The sequence below is a fragment of the Actinoplanes sp. ATCC 53533 genome, from assembly GCF_003947245.1.
In genome coordinates, this window is record NZ_QHHV01000066.1 from 1 (window position 1) to 23156 (window position 23156).

Sequence of the window (23156 nt, forward strand, 5' to 3'; positions counted from 1 at the left end):
GGCGAAAACCCCGCGAAAGCCCGGCGAAAGCCCGACGGAAGCCCGGCGAAAAGCCCGACGGAAGCCCGGTCGAAAGCGCGGCGAAAAGCCTGGCGAAAGCCCGGCGAACTCGGCACGCGCCCGCGGCCACGCGTCGACCCGGCGGCGGCAGGGCGACGGGAGGCAACGGCCGGGGCCAGGGTGACCGCTGAGGCATTCGGCAGGGCCAATACCCGAGAACGCCTCAGCGACCGGAACAGGTGTGCCGAACAGTCCTGCAGATCCTGGACCAATGGCTGGAGGTGTTGCCGTGACTACCGTGCTCATCGCCGACGATGACGCCGACCATCGTGAGCTGATCACGCTCGCGCTGGCCCGGCTCGGCCACGACGTCGTACAGGCCGCCGACGCCGAGTCCGCGCAGCGGGCGGTCGACGCCGGCGGAATCGACGCCGTGCTGCTTGACGTGCGGATGCCGGGCACATCCGGCATCGAGCTGTGTCAGCGGCTGCGCGCCGAGCCGGCCACCGCGCACCTGCCGATCATGCTGGTCAGCGCCGACGTCAACAATCACCGGATCCTCGCCGGGATAGACGCGGGCGCCGACGACTATCTGACGAAGCCGTACCACCGGACCGAGTTGCAGAACCGGCTGGAAATGTTGCTGGCCCGGCGCGGCGGCGTCGTGACCAAGCCGGCGACCGCGGCCAACGCCGCGCTGTTCGCGGCTCGGGCGGCCCTGCCCCGCGGCCTGCCGGTTCCGCTGCCCCGGCCGGTCAGCCACACCGCCTGACCGGCCCGGCGAGCGGCACCGGACTACCGTCGCCTGACGGATGCAGGGCGCGGCCGGCCGGGCGTAGGGTCCGGATTATGGATCTCGGGCTGGCTTGCAGAGCGGCGGTCGTCACCGGCGCCACCTACGTGATCGACCGCGGCCGGGCAGGCGGGCTGTGACGGCCGCCCCGATCGCCTATCGCAGTCCCGCCGGGCGGTGGGTGCTGCTGGCCACCGTGCTGGGGTCGAGCCTGGCGTTCATCGACTCCACGGTCGTCAACATCGCCCTTCCGGCGATCGGCGAGGACCTCGGCGGCGGCGCGGCCGGCCTGCAATGGACCGTCAACGGGTACGCCCTGACCCTGGCCTCCCTGATCCTGCTCGGCGGCTCGCTCGGTGACCGCTTCGGTCGCAAACGGGTGTTCCTGATCGGGGTCGGCTGGTTCGCGGTGGCGTCCCTGCTGTGCGGCCTGGCGCCGTCCACCGAGGTGCTCGTCGCCGCCCGCGGGCTGCAGGGCATCGGCGGCGCCCTGCTGACGCCGGGTGCGCTGGCGATTCTCGAGGCGTCCTTCGCCCGCGAGGATCGGGCCAAGGCGATCGGTGCCTGGTCCGGGCTGGGCGGCATCGGCGGTGCGCTCGGCCCGTTCCTCGGCGGCTGGCTGATCGAGGTGGGCAACTGGCGGCTCATCTTCCTGATCAACGTGCCGATCGCGGCGCTGGTCATGCTGGTCGCGGCCCGGCACATCCCGGAGACGCGCAACCCGGCCGCACCCCGCGAGTTGGACGTCGCCGGCGTGCTGACCGGCGCGGCTGGGCTGGGCGGCCTGACGTACGGCTTCACGGCCTGGCCGGCCAACGGCCCCGGCAGCCCGCAGGTGCTGATCTCGCTGCTGATCGGCGTGGCGGGCCTGGTCGCCTTCGTGCTGACCGAACGCCGCTCGCGGCACCCGATGCTGCACCTCGAGATCTTCGGCGCCCGGGCCTTCACCGGCGCCAACCTGGTGACTTTCTTGGTATACGCGGCCAACGGCGGCGTCTTCTTCCTGGTGGTGCTCAACCTGCAGGTGGTGGCCGGCTTCAGCCCGCTGGCGGCGGGCCTGGCGCTGCTGCCGGTGACCGTGCTGATGCTGCTGCTGTCGGCTCGCGCGGGTGCCCTGGGCCAGCGCATCGGCCCTCGCATCCCGATGACGGTGGGCCCGGTGATCTCCGCGGCGGGCCTGCTCTGGATGAGCCGCATCGACGCGGGCGCGGACTACTGGACGGACGTGCTGCCCTCGGTCATCGTCTTCGGGGTGGGCCTGTGCCTGCTGGTGGCCCCCCTGACCGCAACGGCCCTGGGTGCCCTGGACGACCGGTATGCGGGCGTCGCCAGCGGTGTGAACAACGCGGTGGCCCGAGCCGCCGGCCTGCTGTCGGTGGCGATCCTCCCGCTAGCGGCCGGCATCGGCACCGGCGACCTGACGAACGCGGCGGACCTCCACCCGACCTATCGCAACTCCCTGATGATCTGCGCGGCCCTCATGATCGCGGGTGGCGGCGTGGCGGTGGTCCTGATCCCCGCCCGCCTCCGTGCCCACGCCCCCACCCCAGCGCCTCCGCCGGCCGACCGCGACGCCGGCCCGGTGCGAACCATCAGCGCGGCGACGGCATCAGCCAGCCCGATCCGCACCTACTGCGACATCTCGGGCCCACCGGTCCACCCCCGCAGCAAACCCTGAACACCTGGCCGGGATGAGGATCGGCATTGTCGCCGCGCCCCAAATCAGTTGCCCGGCGTATTTGAATAGTCCTATGCGTCCTGACTTCAGCCCTCCGCCCAAGCTCTCCCCCGGCGACCGGGTGGCCGTCGTGTCACCCGCCTACGCCGCCCCGGCCGACTTCCCCGCCGTGCACGAGCAGGCGATGCGGCGCATGCGGGAGATCTTCGGCCTGGAGCCGGTCGAGTATCCGACCACCCGCCGGCACTCCTCCGCCGAAGCGCGGGCCCAGGATGTGATGGCCGCCTACGCGGATCCGGACATCCGCGCCGTCTTCGCCACGATCGGCGGCGACGATCAGATCACCGTGCTGCGGCACCTGGATCCGGGGCCGTTCCGGGCCGATCCCAAGCCGTTCTTCGGCTATTCCGACAACACCAACCTGTTGAACTGGCTCTGGACCCACGGCGTAGCCGCCTATCACGGGATGTCCACGATGGTGCAGCTCGGCCGGGGCGGCGGGGTGCAGCAGGCCACCGTCGATTCGTTGCGGGCGGCGCTGTTCACCGGCGGTGAGCTTGAGCTTCCTCCGGTGGAGACGTTCAGCGACGAGGAAGTGTCGTGGGGCGAGCCGAACACGCTGACCGAGGCGCCCGTCCCGTACGCCAGTCCGGGCCGGGTGTGGCACCAGGCCGACCGGGTGATCAGCGCGCCGACCTGGGGTGGCAATCTCGAGATCCTGCACTGGACGCTGGCCGCCGACCGGTGGGTGCGGCCGGTCGAGGACTACGCCGGGTGTGTGCTGCTGCTGGAGACCTCCGAGGAGATGCCGTCCGACGTGGAGGTGTTCCAGATGCTGCGCAACTTCGGGGAGCGTGGCCTGCTGGAGCAGTTCCCGGCGATCGTCGTGGGCACCGCCAAGGGCACCGTGTTCACCAGCCCCCGGCCGATGGCGGAGCGAGTCCGGTACCGGGAGGATCAGCGGGCGGCCGTGCTGCGGGCCGTCGAGAGCTACCACCCGGGTGCCATGGTCGTCTTCGGGGTGGATTTCGGGCACACCAATCCACAGTGGGTGGTGCCTTACGGCGGCCGGCTCACCGTCGACGGGCCGGCGCAGCGGATCATCGCGCACTTCTGAGCCCACCCGCGGCGGAAAGCCCAGGCGAATTCGTTACCTGAGCGCGTCGACCTCCGTCGCGAAGATGTGGTCGGGGTCGAGGCCCATGGTGCGGAACTTGCCCTCGATCTCTAGGCTCACGAAGCCGTGCAGTCGGCTCCACGCGGTGACCGCCTGCAGCGCCACCGCCGGGTCGACGCCCTCCGCGCCCTGCTCGCGCACCCAGCCGCGCAGGTCGCCGGCCAGCGCGGGCGTCGGCTCCGGGCCCGGGCCGACGCAGGAGATCAGCACCGCCATCGTCCGCCGCGCCGCGCCGGTCAGCCGCTCGTCGGGATCGTCATGGCCGAGCGGAGGCGCGCCGAACAGCAGCCGGTAGCGGTGCGGGTGGGCCGTCGCCCAGGACCGGTAGGCCGCCGCGAAGGCCGGCAGCCGGCCGGCGGTGGCGGAGATCTCCCTGGTCAGGTCGGCGTAAGCGTCCAGGATCAGCTCGGTGAGCAGCGCGTCCCGGCCGGCGAAGTAGCGGTAGAGCGCCGGGCCGGAGACTCCCAGTTCCTTGGCGATCGCGTTGATGGACAGCGCGCCGGGGCCACCCTCCGCGAGCTGGCGCAGCGCCGCGTCCTTGACCTCCTGGCGCATCTGCGCCCGGAACCGGTCCCTGATCCCTCCTGCGGTCATCCCGCAACGTTACAACCAGGACTCAAGGTGAGAACCCCTAACCAGTCGGCACCGCGGGGAACATGCCGGGCACGGCCGTGAAACGATGCAGCGCCGCCGGACCCACGACCGAGGGCAGCCCCGGCGCCCGCCACTGCTCGACCGCCCGGTGCAGCGCCGCCGCCGTGAGGTCGTCGAACGGGACGTGGCCACGATCGGGCTCGTCGGCCGCGACCTCGCGCAGCAGCAGCCTGCCGCGCATGCCAGGGCCGGGCTCGGCGGCGTCCAGCACCTTGAACGACGTGCCGGGCAGGAACACCACCCGGTCGTCCGCCCGATGGCCGTCCCGCGGTTCGAGCAGCCGCGTGCGGCGCGCGGACAGCGACCAGATCAGCACGTCTGTGCCTCCGGACAGGCCGGCGTGCGGTTCGGCCAGGGCCTGGGTGAAGCCCCAGTCCGTGAGGATCCGGCGCTGCCGGATCTCGGCCAGGTCGTCGGCCGTCAGCCCGGCGGCCAGTACGGTCGCTCCCCGGTACGCCGGCAGCCGGCTCAGGCCACCGGAGACGCAGCGGGCGAAGGGCACCTGCGGCCCCGGCTCCCCGTTGCGCAGCACCGCGTCGAGCCCGTCGCCGAGCGCACCGAGATAGAGCCGGACGGCGATCGCGTCGGCCATCGTGTCCGGGCCCGGCCGGAAGCCCGGGTGCCCCGCCAGCACCCCGGCCACCTCGGCCGACGCCGCCTCGAACTCGGCGGGCAGCGTGCTCCGCAGCCACGCCCGCTCGTCAGCCAGGCCGTACCGGGTCGGCAGGGCCCGGGCGTCGGGCTCCGGGGTGACCTGGAAGACCGGCCGGTCCGTCACGTACGCCGGCATCGGTCACCACTCCGACTTCTGGATCAGCGACCAGTCGTGGTCGTTCTTCGCCCGGCAGGGCGACAGGGCCAACTGGATGTCCTTGGCGGCGTCGGCGTTGCCCGGCACGTCCAGGCAGTAGCCCGAGGCCGCGTTGCGGATCCAGTAGTACTGGATCTTGCCGACCTTGACGCTCTTCTGCAGCCGCCAGTCCTGGTTGTCGTTCTGGAAGCAGCCGGTCTCGACCAGCCTGCTGCCGTCCGCGGGTGCGCCCAGTCCGGGCAGGTCCAGGCAGTAGCCGCTGTCGATGTTGCGGATCCAGTAGAGCTGGTTGCCGTCACCGTCGACGAAGCTCGGCACGAACGAGAACTCCTGGTTGTCCACAGTCTTGGGCTGGCAGGTGAACTGGGTGACCTTCCCGTCCCGCGGGCCCGCCCCGAAGTTCGGAATGTCCATGCACAGGTCGGTGCCGAGGTTGTGGATGAAGTAGGCGCCGTAGACCCGGCCCGAGCCGTCGCCGTCGGCCGCCTTGATCGGGGGCTGGTTGGAGCGCTCCGATGCGGGGGCCTTCGTCTTGGTGGGCTTCGGCGCGTTGGGCTTGGCCGGCTCCGTCGGCTTGCCGGCCGACGGGGCGGGCTTGGCCGAGGCGATCGGCTTGGGCGCGCCCGGCACCGCCAGCCGGGCGTCCTTGGCGTACTCGCCCTCATAGCGGGCGACCAGCGCGACCAGGGCGGTGAGGCTCTTGGAGGCGGCGACGTCGGCCTTGGTCCGGACCGACGCGTCACCCCGCTGGAAGGCGGCCAGGGCGACCGGGTACGCGGCCTTGCCCTGCTTGGCCTGCTCCTTGACCATGGCGCACATCGTGGTGCCCAGCGCGCGCACCGCCGCCACGCCGCTCCACGGGGTCGACGTGGTCTGCGGGACGTACCTGACCCAGATCTGCGGCAGGAACTGGCCGATGCCCTGCTGACCCGCCGGGCCGAGCTTCTGCGCGTCGAACGCGGAGGTGGCCATGATCTGGGCGGCGATCCGGGCCGGCGGTACGGCCGCACAGAACCGGCCGGCCTCGACGACGGCGGCCACGTACTGGTCGGGCACCGGAAGCGCCGGCACGTCGACCACCTCGGGGTCGGTCGGCGAGCTCACCGGCGCGGGGTCGCCCGAGCCACCGAACTGCGGCTGCAGGGCATACCAGACGGCGTAGCGCTCCACTGTGTCCACGTACTCCCGGGCGCCGGCCGGGACCGTCGCGGCCTGGATGACCGGGGCCATCCCGACCCGGTGCGCCGCCAGCGCGAGGCGCCACTGGTCACCGGCCAGGTTGACCACCCGGAGCTGGCCGACGAGGTCGCACATGCCGTGGGCCAGGGCCACGATGCTCGCCTTGTTGTCGGTCTGCTTGGCGTTCTGCCAGGGCGCCCACTTGCGCCAGGTCTGCGGGGTGAGGCCCGCGGGCCCGCGGCCGCCGGCCGCGCTGACCGCGTGCACCGGGTCGCCGCTGAACTGGGACGCGGCCATCACCTGCCCGGCCAGCCGGGCCGGGGTCAGCGCCGGGCAGGACTTGGCGGCCTCGACGAGGATGCCCAGGTCGGCGTCGGAGACCTCGGTGCCGGGCAGCGCGGGTACGGCGTACGCCGAATCTGGCCGCGCGGACGCGGCCAGGGTGATCAACGCGGCCAGTCCCAGCACGGTCACCATGACGAGCTTGCGGCCACCCGGTGTCGGTCTCTTCATCCCTGCTGTCTCCTGTAGAACGTGCTGACGCACTATCAAGAACGGCCGTGGTCAACCCCATGACGGACGCGAGGCGTCCCCGGTTCACGAAAACCCGCGACAATCGGTGAGGGTCAGATCATTCCGGTCCGCAACGCGTACGCGACGGCGTGCGAGCGGTTGCGCAGCTTCAGCCGGTGCGTCAGCCCGTAGATGACGTTCTTCACGGTGCGCTCCGAGTAGCACAGCTCACCGGCGATCTCGCTGGTGTCGAAGCCGTCCGCCATCAGCCGCAGCACGTCGATCTCGCGCGGGGTCAGGCCCGAGGAGTTCAGCCCGTGCGGGGTGAGCACGTCGCGCTGCAGGCGCTCGATGTGCTTGAGCAGCTCGCCGACCAGGTTGGGGGGCATCACGCCGCCGCCGGAGGCCGCCGCGAGCACGCTGTGCACCAGGCGCTCGGCAGTGACCGCCGCCCGGGGCAGGACCGCGACCACCCGGCACTCGACCGCGGTGAGCAACTCCGTCTCGTTGATCTCGTTCGTGATCAGCACGACCGGCACGCCGCTGTCGGCGGCCGAGCGCCGCAGCGTGGCCACCACGTCGGTGCTCAGGCGGTCGGTCGACAGGACGAGCACCTTGGCGTCCGCCCGCTCGGCGGTGCGAAGCAGGGTGAGCTCCGGACGGGACTGAAGAAAACTGGCAAGCCCCGCGTGGCTGAGCGGGTCCATCGCTTGCAGGGCGACCCGAACCTGGTCCACTGCTACCTCCGGTTGATCGATATGGCTGGGCCAGTCTCCGGAAGCGGTCTTCAGAAAATCTTCACGGAACCTTCATGGCCACCGATCCGCCGTGAAGATTAGGAGATCGACGCAGCTCTCTGCCGATCTCTTAACCTGTTTTTCGGTCGGGCATCCCGGCTATTCGCGCGGGGATCCGCCGGAGCGGGCGCGCCGCAGGGCCTCGATGTACTTCGGCAGTTCGGCTGCCGCGCGTTCTAATTGACCGGGCGCCAATTGGTCGACGAATACCGCGTCGACGACGTCCTGCACCAGTTCCGCCGGCAGTTCACCCACGCGCTGGGCGGGCTGCTGCTGCCAGATCCGGATGACCCGCAGCCGCGCGCGGATCTGGGCGAGGGTGTGCTCCAGGCCGGCGATGACCTCGTCCGCGCGGCCCGCGTCGACGACCAGCCGGCCCTCCTGGGCCAGGTTGAGAAAAAGCTCACCGGCGAAGGGCAGGGGAGATGCGTCCCCACTCATGTGGCCTCCTCGCCCGGGTCGCCGACCGGCCCGCGGAGTGCGGCGCCGGCCCGCACGTCACCGGGGAGTCCATCAAGGTCACCGCGCCCACGGAACCCCGCGCCACCCGAAGTGCCCTGTCCCACCAGCAACCTTGCCCAGCCGCCCCGCCGCCAAAAACCGCCCGATGTCCGCTCGATGTCCGCCGAACGTCCCGGCCCGGTTACGGAAAGACGCGTAGTGATTGCGTTACAGAAAGACGGCGAGTCGCGAATATCACTTGCGACGATATGCTTCCGGGCGGGCGGCTCATATACACGCTTGCGGGCATTGGCTAGAAATGGTGGGCAGTAGCCGTGACAGCACACCCGACGAGGGACATTGACCGACGGTGAACATAGAGCACGAAGGCATGGACCTCCGCCTGCTGGGGCCCGTACGGGCGTGGCGGGACGAGACCGAGCTTCAGCTTGGATCGGCGCGCCGCGGTGCGGTGCTGGCCGTGCTGGCCCTGCACGCGGGCCACGCGGTCTCGCGCCAGCAGCTCGTGACCGCGCTGTGGGGTGACGAGCCGCCCGCGAGCGCGACCGGCAACGTCTATACCTACGTCTCCACCCTGCGCCAGGTGCTGGAGCCGGGGCGGGACCGCTGGGCCGCCGGCCAGCTGCTCACCTCCGGCGGCGGCACCTACTGCCTGCACATCCGCAAGCAAGACGTGGATGTGTTCCGGTTCGAGTCGCTGCGCGAAGAGAGCCGGCGCCACCGCAGCGCCGGTGACCGGCTCGCCGAGCTGGCCGCGCTGGAGGCCGCGATGCAGCTGTGGCAGGGCGAGGCGCTGCTCGGCCTGCCCGGCCCGTATGCCGTGGCCCAGCGCCTGCGCCTGGCCGAGTTGCGGCTGGCCAGCGCGGAGCGGCATGCCGCCCTGCTGCTGGAGATGGGCCGCAACGAGGAGGCCATCGCCGCGCTGCGACTGCTCGTGGAGGCCTATCCGTTGCAGGAGGCACTGCACGGGATGCTGATGACCGCGCTGCACGCCAGCGGCCGCCGGGCCGAGGCGCTGCGGGTGCACGACCACCTGAGCAACGTGCTGCTGGAAGAGACCGGCACCGAGCCCGGCGCCGCGCTGCGGGCCATGCGGCTGCGGATCCTCACCGGCACCAACGACCAGTCGGCACCGGCCCGGATCGCGGTCGCCCCGGCCGCGCCCGCCGAGCCGTTGCCACTGATCGGCCGGGATTCCCAAACCCGCCTGCTACGCGGCGCCCTGCTCGACGTGGCCGCCGGCCGGGGCCGCAGCATCCGGGTCGAGGGCACCCCGGGGATGGGCAAGTCGGCCCTGCTCACCGTCGCCCTGCGGACCAAGCTGCCGCCCGGCTGCCGGGTGGGCTGGGGCGTCGGTGACGAGCTGGCCCAGCGGATGCCGCTGGGTGTCCTGCTCGAGTGCGTCGAGTCCGCGATGTCCGGCGACGCGACCCGCGGCCTGGTGCGGCAGCTCTTCACGGTGGCCGCCGACGCGCTCGACGGTCCCGGCCCGCAGACCGTGGAGCGGGCGGTGGCCCTGGTCCGGCAGGCCGCCACCGAGACCCCGCTGATCCTCGTCGCCGACGACCTGCAGCGGGCGGACAGCACCACCCTGCGCGTCTGGGCCGCCCTGCACGAGCTGACCCGCGAGCTGCCGCTGCTGCTGGTCGCCTCCGCCCGCCCCGGCAACCCGGGGCTGTACGGCGTGCCCGCCGACGAGCTGCTCACCCTGGCGCCGCTGACGGCGGAGGAGGCGACGGCGCTGGTCCGCGCGGTCTCGCCCGAGCCGTTCGACCCGCGGATCCTGCGCCGGCTGCTGTCCGACGCCGGCGGCAACCCGTACTACCTGCGGCATCTGGCCGCGACCCCGCGGGCCGGAGCCGGCTATCGCGGCGCGCCGCCGGCCGAGTTGGTCGCCGCCGTGGACGCGCACCTGGCCACGTTCGGCGAGGAGACCCGGCACATGCTGCGGGCCGCCGCGTTCCTCGGTGGCAACTGCACCGTGGCCGAGATAGCAGCCGTCACCGGTCGGCCGGCGGCGGAGCTGGCGGTCATCATCCAGCCGGCCCGGGCCGCCGGTGTGCTGACCGACGACCCGGAGACCCTGGCCTTCCGGCACCGGATCGTGTCCCGGGTGCTGCACGAGAGCACCCCGGCGGCGCTGCGGATCATGCTGCACCGCTCGTTCGCCGGGAAGATCGCCGAGGTGGGCGGGGCGCCGGAGCGGGTGGTCGGGCAGCTGCTGGCCGGCCCGGTGCCGCTCGACGGCGCCGCGAGCCGCTGGCTCGCCCAGCACGTCGAGCAGCTCTCGGCGCGGGCTCCGCAGGTCGCGGTGAGCATGCTCAAGCGGGTGCGCACGGAGTACGCCCTGGACGAGGAGACCCGTCTCGAGCTGACCGCCTGGCTGGCCCGCCTGCTCGACAAGCAGCTCGAGAACGCGGTCGCCGAGGCCGGCTGGGTCGCGGCCCGCACCACGGACGTGGGGCTCGAGGCCGAGATGCAGTGGATCATGGCGAGCAGCCACGACCGGCAGGGCGAACACGTCGCCGCGGCCGACGTGGCCAGGTCCGTGCTGAGCGCCCGCCGGCTGCCGGAGCCTTGGCTGCACCGGTTCCGGATGCTGATCGCCCAGCTCCGGCCGCACCTGCCCGGTGAGCCGACCGCGCCCCACCTCAGCCGGTCGATGCTCCTCGGTGGCAGAGTTCCTGTCATCCGTTGACCGGGCCGTGGTCTCAGCCCGGCCCCCGGCGCGGAAACGGAGGACAGATGTCGGACTCCCCGGACGAGCAGCTCCGGGTCTCGGTCCTGGGCCCGCTGCGGGCGTGGTACGGCGACCGCGAGCTCAGTCTCGGCCCGGCCCGGCAACGCTCGCTGTTCGCCGTGCTGGTCGCCGACGCCAACCGACTGGTCAGCCGGGACGAGATCATCGAGGCGGTCTGGGGTGCCGCCGCGCCCGCGACGGCACCCGGGAGCGTCTACACCTACATCTCCGGCCTGCGGCGGGTGCTCGCCTCGGGCCCGGACCGCCGCCCGGCGGCCGACGTGCTGACCTCCGGCCCGGCCGGGTACGCGCTGCGGATAGCGCCGGGAAACCTCGACAGCGACCGGTTCGCCGAGCTCTGCGCCCGGGCCGAGGAGCAGCAGGCGGCGGGTGACCCGGCGGCCGCGGCTGCCACGCTCGACGAGGCGCTGCGGCTCTGGCACGGCGACGCGTACGCCGGGATCCTCGGCGACCGGATCGAGCTGGAGCGCACCCGCCTGACCGAGCGGGCGCTGGCGGCCGTCGAACGGCGCGCCCGCATCACCATGGACCTGGGCGACGACAGCCTGATCGCGGAGCTGGCCGGGCTGGTCAGCGCCCACCCGCTGCACGAGCCGCTGCACGAGTTGCTGATCCAGGCGCTGTACCGGGCCGGCCGCAGCGCGGAGGCCCTGGAGGCGTTCCAGGCCGCCCGCCGCACCCTCAGGTCCGAATTGGGGGTCGAGCCCGGCCCCGCGCTGCGCGAGCTGCAGCGCCGGGTGCTGGACGGCTCGATGGCCGAGGCCGAGCCGCCGCCGGTGCCGGCCGCGGTCGTGCCCACCCAGGTCGCCCGCGCGATCCGCGACGGGCTGACCGGCCGGCCGCTGTTCGGCCGCGCCGACGAGGTCACGATGTTGCGCGGGCTGGTCGCCGCGGCGGCGGAGGGCGCCGGCGCGGCGGTGTGGCTCGAGGGCGAGCCCGGCATCGGCAAGACCGAGATGCTGACCAGCGCCTTCTCCGACGCTGACCGGGCCGGCTGCGGGCTGTTCTGGGGCGTGGCGAGCGAGCTCGACCGGCACGTGCCGCTGCAGGTGCTCACCCGCGCGCTGGGTCTCGCGCCGACCTCGGCGGATCCCCGCCGCGCGGCGCTGGCCGCCGAGCTGCACGGGGCCTCCGGCGACGGCGAGAGCGACGACGCCGGGCCGGCGATCGCGGCCGAGCGGGTGCTCGCCTACCTGCGGGCCGCCTGCGCGGTCACGCCGATCGTGCTGGTCGTGGACGACATGCAGTGGGCCGACGAGGCCAGCGTGCTGCTCTGGGACCGGCTGGTCGCGGCGACCCGGCACCTGCCGCTGCTGCTGGTCGCCGCGGCGCGGCCGGAGCCGAACGGGCGCGAGCTGGGCCAGTTGCGGCGCAGCGTGCAGCTGCGCGGGGGCCACGTGCTGAGCCTCGAGCCACTGCCGGCGGAGGCCACCGAGGAGCTTCTCGCCACGGTGGTGGGCGCCCCGGTCGGCCCGCACCTGCGGAAGGTGGTCGCGCACTCCGGCGGCAATCCGCTCTGCGCCCGGGAGATGGCCGCGGCGCTGGTCCGTCGCGGCGTCGTGACGATCACGAACGGCCGGGCCGACATCGACGAGTCGGTGCCGGTGGAGGCGCCGGGGTCGCTGCTGGCGGTGATCCGGACCACTCTGGACTTCCTCACCGACGACACCCAGGAGGTGCTGCGGCAGGCCGCGCTGCTGGGCTCCGAGTTCGCCGTCGACGACGTGATCGCGGTGACCGGGCGGCCGCCGTTCGGCCTGATGGCCAACCTCGAGGAGGCGCTGGCCGCCAACATCGTGGTGGACGCGGGCACCGACCTGGCGTTCCGGCACCCGTTCCTGCGCGAGGCGCTGTACAACAGCATCCCGCGGGCGATCCGGTCGATGCGGCACAGGCAGACGGCCGAGATCCTCGCCCGCGGTGGCAGCCCGGTGACCAGGGTCGCCGAGCAGCTCGCCGCCGGGACCCCGGTGCTGGACGCCTGGGTGGTCGGCTGGCTCACCGAACACCACGCCGAGGTGATCAAGCGGCTGCCCAGGACCGCCCGCGAACTGATCAGGCAGGCGCTGGGCACCGGCCTGCCGAGCGCCGAGCAGCGGGAGACCCTGCTGGTCGCCCTGGTCAAGCTGGAGTTCCGGGACGGGAGCTACCCGATCGACGAGGCCCGCGAGGCGCTGGCCAGCGCCACCGACCCGGCCGACCGGGCCGAGATGCGGCAACTGCTGGCGGCGATGCGATTCCGGCAGGGCGAGACCGGCGAGGCGATCGAGCTGCTGGCCGGTGCGGTCGACGACCCGGCGACGCCGGAGATCTGGCGCACCCGGCACCGAGTGCTGCTGGCCAACTTCCGCCGCGGCAGCCTGGACGACCTGGACCGCGCGGACCGCAACGCCCGGCGGGTGCACGACGAGGCGGTGACCGCGCAACAGCCGTACGAGGCGGCCTTCGCCCTGCAGACGACGTGGCTGACCAACTCGATCCGCCGCGACCACGAGCGGGCGCTGGAGTACGTCGACCGGGCGCTGGACATCATGCGGGACCACCCGGCCTTCGCCGGCATGTACTTCGACCTGCTGGACAACCGGATGTTCACGCTGCAAAACCTGGACCGGCTGGACGAGGCCGAGCGAACCCTGCGCGAGGCCGCCCTGTTCGCGATCCGCCACCGGCTGCCGGCCAGCCTCCAGGTCGCCTCGGCGGTGCAGTACTACTGGCTGGGCCGCTGGGACGACGCGACCGCCGAGGTCAGCGCGGTCACCGACGACGCACCCGGCATCACCTTCCTGGGCATGCGCGAGCCGGGCGCGGTGGGCATGCTCCTGCACGGCGTCGCGGCGCTGATCGCCGGCCACCGGGAGGACCGGGGCCTGGCCACCGCGCACCTGGACGCGGCCAACGCGCTGCCGGTGACGGACGCGGAACGGGAGAGCTGCGACTTCCTGCTGGTCGCCCGGGCCCTGGTCGCGGAGCAGCAGGACCGGGCCGGTGACGCCCTGGATGAGCTGGCGCCGCTGCTCACCCCCGAATACGCCCCGATGATGCTGCGCCACCAGTGGCTGCCGGACATCGTCCGGCTCGCCTCGCACACCGGCCGTCGAGACCTGGCCGAACGAGCGGCGGCGATCTGCGTGGCCGAGGCGGCCAAGGAGGTACGGCCGGCGCGGGCCTTCGCGGCGGCCGCACGGTGCCGGGCGCTGTTGAACGAGGATCCGGCACCGGCGCTGGCGGCGGCCGCGCACTACCGGGCCGTGGGCCGGGTGCCCGAGTTGGCCGCGGCGCTGGAGGACGCAGCGGTGCTGCTGGCGGCGAACCGGCGCCCGCACGAGGCGGCCCGGACCGGCGGGGAGGCAGCAGAGCTGTACACAGTGCTCGGTGCTCGGTGGGACCTGCACCGTACGAGACGCCGGCTCAGCGAGTACGGCGTCGACCCGTCCCGCGGTCCGACACCCACGATGTCGCCCCGCTGATTGAACCGGGTCGTCGTCCCATCCGTCGTTGCGTTGACAGCTGACGCAATGAGATGGAGCAACTGACCATGACGCAAGTCGCCCAGCCGGAGACCGACGAGACCGGCGGCTCGGACACCCCGCCTCAGCAGCCGGCGGGGGACGGCCAGAAGAAGCCGTTCTTCATCCTGTACCTGAACGGCGAGGAGTACTTCGCCGAACTCCGCCAGCTGGCGTTCTGGGTCGACCATCTGTTGATCCCCGTGTACGGCAAGGAGGTCACCTCCAGCGCGCCGTGGTGTCCACGCTGGCGGGAACACCCGGAGGCGATCGCGCAACTGCACGGACTCTGGCTCGCTTGGCAGTCACTGACCGGGCCGAACGCGGAGGTGACGGGTCCCGCGCAGTGGCACCGGGACTATCTCGGAATGATCATGGACGCTCTCCGCAACCCGTCCGGGCCCTTCGCGGGCTGCAAACCGGGATCGCATCGCGAGGTCGCGAGGCCGCCGGTCGCTGACGACGGTTTCCTGGACCCCTAGGCACGGAAAAGTCCGGCCGGCGTGAACCCACGCCCCCGCTCCCCCGTTCGGTCAGTAGCCAATCGGCTGCACGACGATCTCCGACGGAACGGGAGAGCCGGCTATGTACGAACCGAATGATCTGGACAATCCGGATCGAACAACGCCTCCGCAGAACTGGCAGCCCAGCCAGCCGATCTACGCGAACAATTACCCCGCACAGCGGGACGCCGAGCGGTCTCAGCAGTTCGTTGGGGGGAGCACCCTCCCGGCAGGGGGTTATCAGCCGCAGCAATACATGGGTCAGGCCTACGGTCAACAGCAGGCCTATCAGCAGCCGGGCCAGCAGCCGGCATATGCGTTCCCCGCCTACCAGGAGCCGGCGCCGGGCTCGGACGGCCAGTACGGACAGCAGGACGCACAGCCAGATATGGGTTCGATGACGTCCAGCTCCGACAGCTGGCAGCCGCCCCCGCCGCCGCGGCAGCCCGCCCAGCGGGAGCGCGCCCAGGACCGCGCCCAGCGTGACCGCGGCGGCGAGAGGCGCCCCCGGGACCGCGATGCCCGCGGTGGACAGCGCGGTGGTCAGCAGCCGAGCCGGGGTCGCGGAAATTCCTACAGCGCGGCAAGCAGCGCGTGGCAGGCGGATTCGACGCGGCGGGACGCTGCGGCGGCCTCGGGACGCGGAAGGGGGGACTCCAACCCTGCGGCCGTAGCCGCCGCCAAGGCAGCCGCCAAGGCCGCACGACGTGGCTGACGGCTCACTTGCTCGTTGATGCGGGGCGGGGCACGCCGCCCCGCCCCGCATCAGCACGTCCGGAGGGAGAACCCGAATGTCCGGTGGCCAAGACCAGGACACCCAATATCAGCATTGGTATCAGCAGCAACAGGAATGGCAGAACGCGGGGACCGGCTCCAGCGATTCCGCACCGAACTACCAGTACCCGGGGAGCGACAGCTCCAACGTCAGCCCCTTTGACGTCGGCCCCGACCGGTCCGGTGGTGACGGCCAGGGGTTCGGTGGCCCTCATGACCTGGCCAGGCCTCGCACGCCGGACGAGGACCTGAACGCCCTCCGCAGCATGGCGGGCAAGATCATCAGAGGCATCGACAGCCTGGTGGACAAGGGAAGCAAGCTGACGCCCGACAGCATCCAGCGGATCGCAAAGCCCTTTCAGAGCATCTACCAGGATTTCGCCCCTGAGGTCAAAGCCATCATCCCCTCGGCGTTGATGCTGTATTCGGCGAGCGAGAAGGTCGGGAACAACATCGCGCTCGTGAGTGGAATCGCCGGCATGGCGAACACGTCCGCCCAGCTCGGTTACCAGGCCCTCACGGACATCAGGGACGGCAACTTCGTCGTCCAGCTTCCCCAGAACATCGCCACCGCGGCGGGTGTCTCGATGGACGTGCTGACCGCGGTGCATGCCAACCCCAACACCTCGCTTGCCGCGTTGATCACGCACGGTTTTGCGCCCCAGGCGGGCAAGCGGGCAACCGAGGCCCTGAGCAACATCAAGGCCGCCTACCAGCACACCGCCGACATGATGTTCAGGGAGCAGCGAAACACACTGCCTCAGCAGGAGGACGTCAATCGCGCGAGGCAGAACGTCGCGGGGATTCCCGACAACACCTTCGCTTCCTCCGCGAATCACAGGTCGGGTGCGGACCTGCAGACGCAAAGCGTGAGCGTTTCCCGGCCGGGTCGGGCGTACCGGCCGGAATCCAGTGGCCGTCAGCGGTCGGGCGCGCCGAAGTAAACGTGAGTCTCCTCCGGCCGGCTCCGCACCCCGTGGAGCCGGCCGGAACCGTGGCTGGTGATCCGCAGGACGCAAGGCCGGACGAGCGCGAGGGAACACATGGTTGTCAGCAAACTGCAGAAGGCGCGCCAGGCCCAGCAGGCCGCCAAGAACCCGTTGGACGCCACCCAGCTGGCCTGGTTCGCCGTGACCGCGCTGGGGCTCGGCCCCGCCCTCGGCGTGGTGCTGGTCTGCCTGGTCGGCGTCATCGTCCTGACCGGATCGTCCGGGCTGAACGGGAGCGCCGATCCCTCGGCCTCCGGCTCCGCCGTCGACGGGTCGGCCTACGTCGCCGCGATGAGCGGCGGTGACGGCAAGGGTGCGCTCGCCGAGGACAAGGTGCCGGATCCGTTGCTGGTGGAGACGCTCAAGGAGGCCGCCAAGGAGTGTGATCTGCTCGGCCCCGCCGTGCTCGCCTCGCAGATCGAGGTCGAGTCGCAGTGGGATGCGAGCACGGTCGGGCCGGACGGTGAGAAGGGCCTCGCCCAGCAGAAGACCGCCGACTTCGAAAAATTCGGCAAGGACGATGACAAGAACGGCAAGATCTCCGCGCTCGACGCCAAGGACGCCATCTTCGCCCAGGCCCGTCAGCTCTGCTCGCTGGGCACCGAGATCAAGAAGCTGCTCGACGACAAGAAGATCATCGGCGATCAGCTGACCTTGACGCTGCTGGCCTGGGACTACGGCGTCGACGCCGTCAAGGGCGCCGGCGGGGTCGCGATGCCCAGCATGGACAGCTACCCGATGATGGTCCGGACCCTGTTCAAGAAGTACGAAGGTGACGGCAAGGCCGCGTCGGCCTCGCCGTCGGTGACGTCGACCGGGGGATCCCCGGGGGTCACCGAGGCCCAGTTCCAGAAGATGTTCCCGAGCCGCAGCACCTTCTACTCCTACGCGGGTCTCACCGCGGCGATGGGCAAGTTTCCCACGTTCGCGGCGGTCGGTGACGACGCCGCACGCAAGCGGGAACTCGCGGCGTTCCTCGCCAACGTCGACGCCGAGTCCGGCGGCCTGCTGTACGTCGAGGAGATCGACGAGGCGGCCTGGGGCAACTACTGCGACCCGGGCCAGCCGTACGGGTGTCCGGCCGGCCGGACCGCCTACCACGGCCGCGGGCCGATCCAGCTCAGCTGGAACACCAACTACAAGGCCGCCGGCGACGCGCTCGGCGTCGACCTGCTGACCAACCCGGACAAGGTGAAGACCGACGCCGCGGTGGCCTGGCAGACCGGGCTGTGGTTCTGGATGACGCAGAGCGGGGCGGGTTCCCTGACTCCGCACGCCGCGATCACCGGCGGGGGCGGCTTCGGCGAGACGGTCCGCAGCATCAACGGCGCGCTGGAGTGCGGCGGGCGCAACCCGAGCCGGGTGCAGGCCCGAGTCAGCGCCTACCAGCGGTTCACGGAGATCCTGGGGGTCGCCCCGGGTGACAAGCTGAGCTGCTGAGAGCTCAGTTGCCGGTCCAGGGAGGGGGCGACCGGATACACCTCGGGACGACCGGCCGCGGGCCTGCGGGGTCCCGGCCGGGCGGCCCAGCTCGCGGCGGCGCGCCGGGTGATGGCCTCGACCTCCTCCTTGGCCGCCCGCGAGATCGGGCCGGCGTTCGGCTCCTTGTACCAGGGCCGGAGCTTGATCATCGCGGGCCGCACGCCGGTGGCGAGCAACAGCGCGGTGCCCTTGGGCAGCGCCCGGATCTTGTCGGCGGGCAGCACCTGCTCCTGCCGGTACGAGTACGACCGGGACGACCCGTCGCGGCTCCGGGAGTAGCTGGGCGTCTTCACGTCATGCTGGCCGATCAGGCGGGCGACCTTGTCGACGAAGTCGGCGTCGTCCAGGCCGGCACCGAGCAGTTTGACCGTGGCGGCGCTCCACAGCGCGTCCATCCCCGGCTCGCCCCAGACCCGCACGCCCTGCCGGTAGCTCTGCAGCAGCGTCACGACGTTGATCCCCCGGGAGCCGAGGTGGCTGTAGAGGTCGGGCAGGTCGCTGATCCGGCAGACGTTCGCGGCCTCGTCCAGCACCGCCGTCAGGGGCGGGTCCAGCCGGCCGCCCATCCGCTCGGCCGCCACCACCCCGGCGCGCATGGTCGCGTCCGCCAGCCCGGCGATCACGCCGGCGGCCGAGCCACCGCCGTCCTTGCTGAGCAGGTAGAGCGTGTCCTTGCCCAGCACGTGGCGGTCCGGGACGAACTCGGGGCGCGTCGGGTCGGGGCTGACCCAGGCCAGGATGCCCGGATCCAGCAGGCAGGCGACACACTGCCGGGCGGTCTCGTAGATGCCGTCGCGGGTCTCCACCGCGCCGCGTACCGTGCCTTGCAGTTGCTCGGCCATGGCCGTCAGACCGACCTCCCGCAGCAGGTCGATCGGCGTCCGGTCCGCGGGGTCCGCCAGCCAGGCGAGCAGATCCGGTACGGTCGCCCCGCCCCGCGCCGCGGCCAGGAACAGCGAGGTCAGGGTGTTCTGTGCGGCCGAGATCCAGAAGTCCTTCTTGGACGCGTCGTCGTTGACCGAGCTGACGAAGTGGCCGGACAGCCGGCGCGCACCCTCGATGGTGTCGCAGTCGGCCAGCATGTCCCACCACATCTCCCGGGGGGTGTGCGCGATGCCCTGCGGATCGAAGGTCCAGACCGTGCCGACCTTCGTCCGCTCCTGCCGGGTGACGGTGTAGACGTCGGCTTTGTTGGAGGTCAGCAGCACCGCACCGGTGGCACGCAGCAGCCGCGGGATGGCGATGCCGGTGGACTTGCCGGCCCGCGGCGCCATCAGGTCGAGCTCCACGTCCTCGAAGGACGACCGCAGCTCAGGCCCGGACGGGGCGAGGTCGCCGAGCAGGTTCCCGGTGTCGTCGGGGCGCAGGGTCTTGACGCCCTTGAGCGACGGCCGCAGGTCCCGGGCGCGGGCCGCGATCCCCTTGGGCATCATGCTCTGCATCTCGCGCGTCCCGGCCAGGCCGTCGGTGCGGTTCGAGAACTTCTTGACCAGCGGGATGACGGCCAGCAGCGCCAGCACGACCACCACGGCGAAGGTCACGGCGATCCCGGCGTAGATCGCGGCCGGATCCGCTCCCGGCCAGACCTCGCCCGCCGAGCCGGTGAGCACGTCGAGGTAGACGTCGATGAGGAAGGGCGGGGGGTGCCATCCGTGGCCCGTGATCGCGGCGCCGAGCGTACCGCCGAACCAGCTGACGCCGAACAACACGACATTGAGCAGCGCGAGGCCGGGGATCACCCAGGTCATCTTCTCGCCGCCGCCGGACCGGCTCATGGCAGGTCCGTTCCGGGGGCGGGCAGCGGCCCGTCGCCGGCCTTCAGGGTCTCCTCGGCCGCGATCCGCTCGGCCTCCACCCGTTCGGCGTAGCCGTTGGAGACCCACCGGGTGTTGGTGTCGTGCAGGTGGCTCTCGGTGTCGGTGATCGTCACCCGGATCGGGATGCCGGGGCGGCCACCCACCTTGATCAGGAACCGGCCGCGGCCGGGCGGTTCCTCATGCTCGCCGCTCTGGGCCCAGCCGGGCGGCGAGGACCAGGACGAGACCAGGTCGATCTCGCGCCGCGACAGGCCCACCACCTTGCCCAGCTCCTGCATCTCGGCCTTGGGCAGGCCGGCGACCGCCACCATGCCGGCGCGCTCGACAAAACCGCGGGCCTTGGCCTTGTCCGCCTCGCTGCCCAGCGCCTCGGCGTCCTTCAGGGTGTGCGTGATCTTCGCGTCGGCCAGGCCGAGCGAGCGGTTGAGCCGGGTCAGCGCGTCGATCCGGTCGACGATGCCGGAGGCCGCCCGCATCGGCCGCCACAGCTCGTCGAGGACGGTGAAGAACCAGCGCCGCGGTGCCAGGCCGGCATCCGCGAGCGCGTGCGACGCCGCCACCGTGCCGAGACCGTCGGACCAGGCCGCGAGCATCGCCGCGGCGGTCAGCTGGCCGTCGGCCTCGCCGATCCGGGAGATGTCGATGCACACCGCGGTGGCGTTGGGGTCGATGTGCGTCGAGGTCGGTGAGGCGAACGTGCCGCCCAGCGGGCCGTCGAGGATGCCGAGCAGGGACCGGTGCAGCGGGTCCACCGCGTCGCGGTACCGGGACTCCTGACCGCGGTCCAGGGTGACCTGCCGGATCTGCGGTGGCCCCTCGTCGAGGACGCGGAGCAGGTCGGTCAGGTGGAAGGGCTGGCCCGGCGCGGTTCGCTCCCGCAGGTGCCGCAGGCAGGCCGACAGCACGGACTGCTCGTGGTCCGAGATCGCCTGACCCCGCACGATGGTCAGCAGCGCGGCGACCATGTTGAGCACCCGGCCGTGCGCCTCGGCCACCAGGGTCTCGCCGGCCTGGCCGCCGATCCTCAGGGCCGCGGCCCCCATCGCGCCCGGGTCCAGGACGTTCAGGCCGCCGACGCCCCGGCCGATGGAGATCACCTGACCGCCCAGCGCCCGTACGGTGTCGGCGTAGTCGGGCTTGAGGTCGCCCAGCACCAGCGGCACCACACCCTGCGCGCTCAGGCCGATGAGCATCCGGTTGATCAGCGTCGACTTGCCCAGGCCCGGCATGCCCAGCATGAACAGCGACGGGTTGGAGATGTAGCGGGCCCGGGTGAACCAGTTGAGCGGGTCACCGCAGACCGTCGCCCCGGTGGCGAGGTGCTGTCCCAGCGGCACGCCGACCATCGGCGCCCCCGACCCGGCGGCGAACGGCCACAGACCACACGCCTGCACCGTGGTGGCTCGCCACATCGTGGGTGGGTCCAGGGCCGCGACCCGGCCGCCACCGACACCGGGTGACCCGCGGTGCGGCACGACGTCGTCGTCGTTGGCCCGGGCCATCCGCTTGAAATGCCTGGCTTCCGCCGCCTCGTTCCTGGCCCGCAGCTTGCTCGCCTTCCGGCGGGCCCGGGGCGTCTGGTCACCGGTCTCGTCGGCCTCCCGCGCCTGCTGGTGGTGCGGCGGGACGACGAGGTCACTGAGCGCGGTGGTGGCGCCCGACGCGCCCCGTGGCCAGTCCGCCCCGAGGTCGTGGACCCGGATCCGGGATTCCTGCGGGGTCACAGCGCCTCCTGCAGCTCGTGCGGAATCATCGTCTGCTCCCACGGCAGGATGCCGACCGGCAGTGCGCAGGTGAACGCGGCGGCCTGCATGCGGTCGGCCGCACGCATCGAGATGCGCGTCGCGCCGAGCAGGTTGCGGACCGTCACGTTGGCGTCGGCAACCTCGGCGGCGGAGTCGACGGTGACGGTCACGACCATCGAGAACTCCACCAGACCCGCGCCCGAGGCCTCCTCCGCGGCGGTCTGCTCCGCCGCCGCCACTTCCGAGGCCGCGCGGGCCCGGACCATGCCCCGCGTCGAGGTCGCCATGAACTGCGAGGAACGGCGGTCCGACTCGACGATCTTTGCCGAGGTGGCCGGGTCGAGGGGGCGGTAGAGCAGGGCCACCCGCTTGCGCCGCAGATCCGGTGCGGGCTCGAGCAGGTTGCGCAGCACGCTCGACCGCACGGTGCCGCGCGGGGCGAGGGTCAGCAGCCAGCTGCGGGAGACACCGGAGTCGTGGTGGTAGGCGTTCACGGTCTCCCGGGAGGCGGCCGGACCCGAGTCCGCCCATTCCAGACCGGTGCCGCCGTGCTGCGCGCGGACGTCGAGGACGTCGGCGGCGACCGCCGGGTCGTAGGCCACCCGGACGACCTCGGCGATCCGCTCGGCCGACAGCGGTTCCGCCGCGCCCCCGCCGGCACCGACCAGGCCGGTGAGCAGGCCGTGCAGCCGCAACGACAGGTCGGTCAGGATCTCCTCCTTGTCGCGTTTGCCGCCGCCCGGCAGCCCGTAGGTGAGGGTGATGTAGGTGTTCATCTCCGAGGAGGCCGAGGGGTAGCGATCGACCACCTCCTCCATCACCGCCCGGGCGGCCGGTGCGGCGCCGGGGGCGATGCGGGTGAGTACCTCGGTGGAGAGCCGGGTGCCGGGATCGGGCGCGGTCTCGACGATCAGGGAACAGCCACGCAGCCCCGGTTCGTGGGCGAGCCGGCTCAGCCAGTCGCCCCACATCGCCACCCAGATGTCCACCTGATCGGTGTCGACCAGGGATCCGCCGTCGGGCTCGCAGCCGAGCACCACCGTGTAGAGGTTGCGGTAGCGGTGGTGCAGCACGCCGAACCGCCGGTCATAGGGGTCCCGGCCCTCCAGCATCGTCACCTTGCTGAGCATCCCGGGCGGCCGGAAACGACCACCGGGACGCGACGACAGCGGGCCCGACACGTAGAGGTGCTGCCTGTTGGACTTGCGGCGCAGCCACCCGACGCGCAGCGCCAGCACGTTGTAGACGTTGCGGCCGTCCTGGGTGCGCAGCGCCAGCGGTCCCACGACCACGATGATCGGTACGGCGAGGATCAGTGCCGCCTGTATCGAGATCAACGAGGCGAACAGCACCAGGATGAGGCCGCCGAACACGCCGATGGTCCCGACCAGCCCGAAGGATCCGAGCCCGGCCTTGCGGGGCCGGCGCCAGTTGCCGTAGGTCCGGGTCTTGATCACTTCCGCGCTCATGATGGAGGTGTCTCTTTCCGTGAGAATGACGAGGGCCTGACCTGCC

At 72.0% G+C, this 23156-nt stretch carries 16 protein-coding genes; 8 read left to right on the plus strand and 8 right to left on the minus strand.

Annotated features, from left to right (window positions below; all coding sequences use genetic code 11):
• Nucleotides 1–289 precede the first annotated feature (289 nt).
• From DMB66_RS22515 to DMB66_RS22525, 3 genes are all read left to right on the plus strand, one after another.
• Nucleotides 290–772, plus strand: a complete 483-nt coding sequence (locus DMB66_RS22515) for a response regulator transcription factor (protein WP_125806101.1) — start codon at nucleotides 290–292, stop codon at nucleotides 770–772.
• Between the two features lie 157 nt (nucleotides 773–929).
• Nucleotides 930–2471, plus strand: a complete 1542-nt coding sequence (locus tag DMB66_RS22520) for a DHA2 family efflux MFS transporter permease subunit (RefSeq protein WP_125806102.1) — start codon at nucleotides 930–932, stop codon at nucleotides 2469–2471.
• 73 nt (nucleotides 2472–2544) lie between these two features.
• Nucleotides 2545–3588, plus strand: a complete 1044-nt coding sequence (locus DMB66_RS22525; RefSeq protein ID WP_125806103.1) for an LD-carboxypeptidase — start codon at nucleotides 2545–2547, stop codon at nucleotides 3586–3588.
• A 33-nt stretch (nucleotides 3589–3621) separates the two neighbouring features.
• Here the strand turns inward: DMB66_RS22525 and DMB66_RS22530 are convergent, their stop codons facing one another.
• The 5 genes from DMB66_RS22530 to DMB66_RS22550 all read right to left on the minus strand — a co-directional run bounded on the left by DMB66_RS22530 (nucleotide 3622) and on the right by DMB66_RS22550 (nucleotide 8043).
• Nucleotides 3622–4242, minus strand: a complete 621-nt coding sequence (locus DMB66_RS22530) for a TetR/AcrR family transcriptional regulator (protein WP_125806104.1) — start codon at nucleotides 4240–4242, stop codon at nucleotides 3622–3624.
• 37 nt (nucleotides 4243–4279) lie between these two features.
• Nucleotides 4280–5092 (minus strand): hypothetical protein, encoded by an 813-nt coding sequence (locus DMB66_RS22535; RefSeq protein ID WP_125806105.1) that lies wholly within the window; start codon nucleotides 5090–5092, stop codon nucleotides 4280–4282.
• 3 nt (nucleotides 5093–5095) lie between these two features.
• Entirely contained in the window at nucleotides 5096–6805 is a 1710-nt protein-coding gene (locus DMB66_RS22540; protein WP_125806106.1) for an RICIN domain-containing protein, read from the minus strand.
• A gap of 113 nt (nucleotides 6806–6918) precedes the next feature.
• On the minus strand, nucleotides 6919–7542 hold the full coding sequence (locus DMB66_RS22545) for a response regulator transcription factor (protein WP_125806107.1): 624 nt from the start codon (nucleotides 7540–7542) through the stop codon (nucleotides 6919–6921).
• A gap of 159 nt (nucleotides 7543–7701) precedes the next feature.
• Nucleotides 7702–8043 (minus strand): hypothetical protein, encoded by a 342-nt coding sequence (locus DMB66_RS22550; protein ID WP_125806108.1) that lies wholly within the window; start codon nucleotides 8041–8043, stop codon nucleotides 7702–7704.
• 391 nt (nucleotides 8044–8434) lie between these two features.
• On the opposite strand from DMB66_RS22550, the gene DMB66_RS22555 reads away from it, so the two are divergent.
• From DMB66_RS22555 to DMB66_RS22575, 5 genes are all read left to right on the plus strand, one after another.
• Complete coding sequence (locus tag DMB66_RS22555) at nucleotides 8435–10762, plus strand: BTAD domain-containing putative transcriptional regulator (RefSeq protein WP_125806109.1); 2328 nt, start codon at nucleotides 8435–8437, stop codon at nucleotides 10760–10762.
• 47 nt (nucleotides 10763–10809) lie between these two features.
• Nucleotides 10810–14292: a BTAD domain-containing putative transcriptional regulator gene (locus tag DMB66_RS22560; protein ID WP_125806110.1), complete on the plus strand. Its 3483-nt coding sequence runs from the start codon at nucleotides 10810–10812 to the stop codon at nucleotides 14290–14292.
• Between the two features lie 68 nt (nucleotides 14293–14360).
• A complete protein-coding gene (locus DMB66_RS22565; RefSeq protein WP_125806111.1) occupies nucleotides 14361–14813 on the plus strand; it encodes a DUF4913 domain-containing protein in 453 nt (150 codons plus the stop codon).
• Nucleotides 14814–15625: 812 nt separating this feature from the next.
• Nucleotides 15626–16552, plus strand: a complete 927-nt coding sequence (locus DMB66_RS22570) for a hypothetical protein (protein WP_125806112.1) — start codon at nucleotides 15626–15628, stop codon at nucleotides 16550–16552.
• Between the two features lie 99 nt (nucleotides 16553–16651).
• Nucleotides 16652–18037: a glycoside hydrolase family 19 protein gene (locus DMB66_RS22575; RefSeq protein ID WP_125806113.1), complete on the plus strand. Its 1386-nt coding sequence runs from the start codon at nucleotides 16652–16654 to the stop codon at nucleotides 18035–18037.
• Here DMB66_RS22575 and DMB66_RS22580 read toward each other — a convergent pair.
• Genes DMB66_RS22580 through DMB66_RS22590 form a run of 3 tightly spaced genes read right to left on the minus strand, consistent with a single transcriptional unit; the run spans nucleotide 17980 to nucleotide 23110 of the window.
• A complete protein-coding gene (locus DMB66_RS22580; RefSeq protein WP_125806114.1) occupies nucleotides 17980–19854 on the minus strand; it encodes a type IV secretory system conjugative DNA transfer family protein in 1875 nt (624 codons plus the stop codon). The two genes, DMB66_RS22575 and DMB66_RS22580, sit on opposite strands and share 58 nt — an antisense overlap.
• Complete coding sequence (locus tag DMB66_RS22585) at nucleotides 19851–21620, minus strand: ATP/GTP-binding protein (protein ID WP_233624771.1); 1770 nt, start codon at nucleotides 21618–21620, stop codon at nucleotides 19851–19853. The genes DMB66_RS22580 and DMB66_RS22585 overlap by 4 nt, the downstream gene beginning before the upstream one ends.
• Entirely contained in the window at nucleotides 21617–23110 is a 1494-nt protein-coding gene (locus tag DMB66_RS22590; protein WP_125806115.1) for an SCO6880 family protein, read from the minus strand. The genes DMB66_RS22585 and DMB66_RS22590 overlap by 4 nt, the downstream gene beginning before the upstream one ends.
• Nucleotides 23111–23156 lie beyond the last annotated feature (46 nt).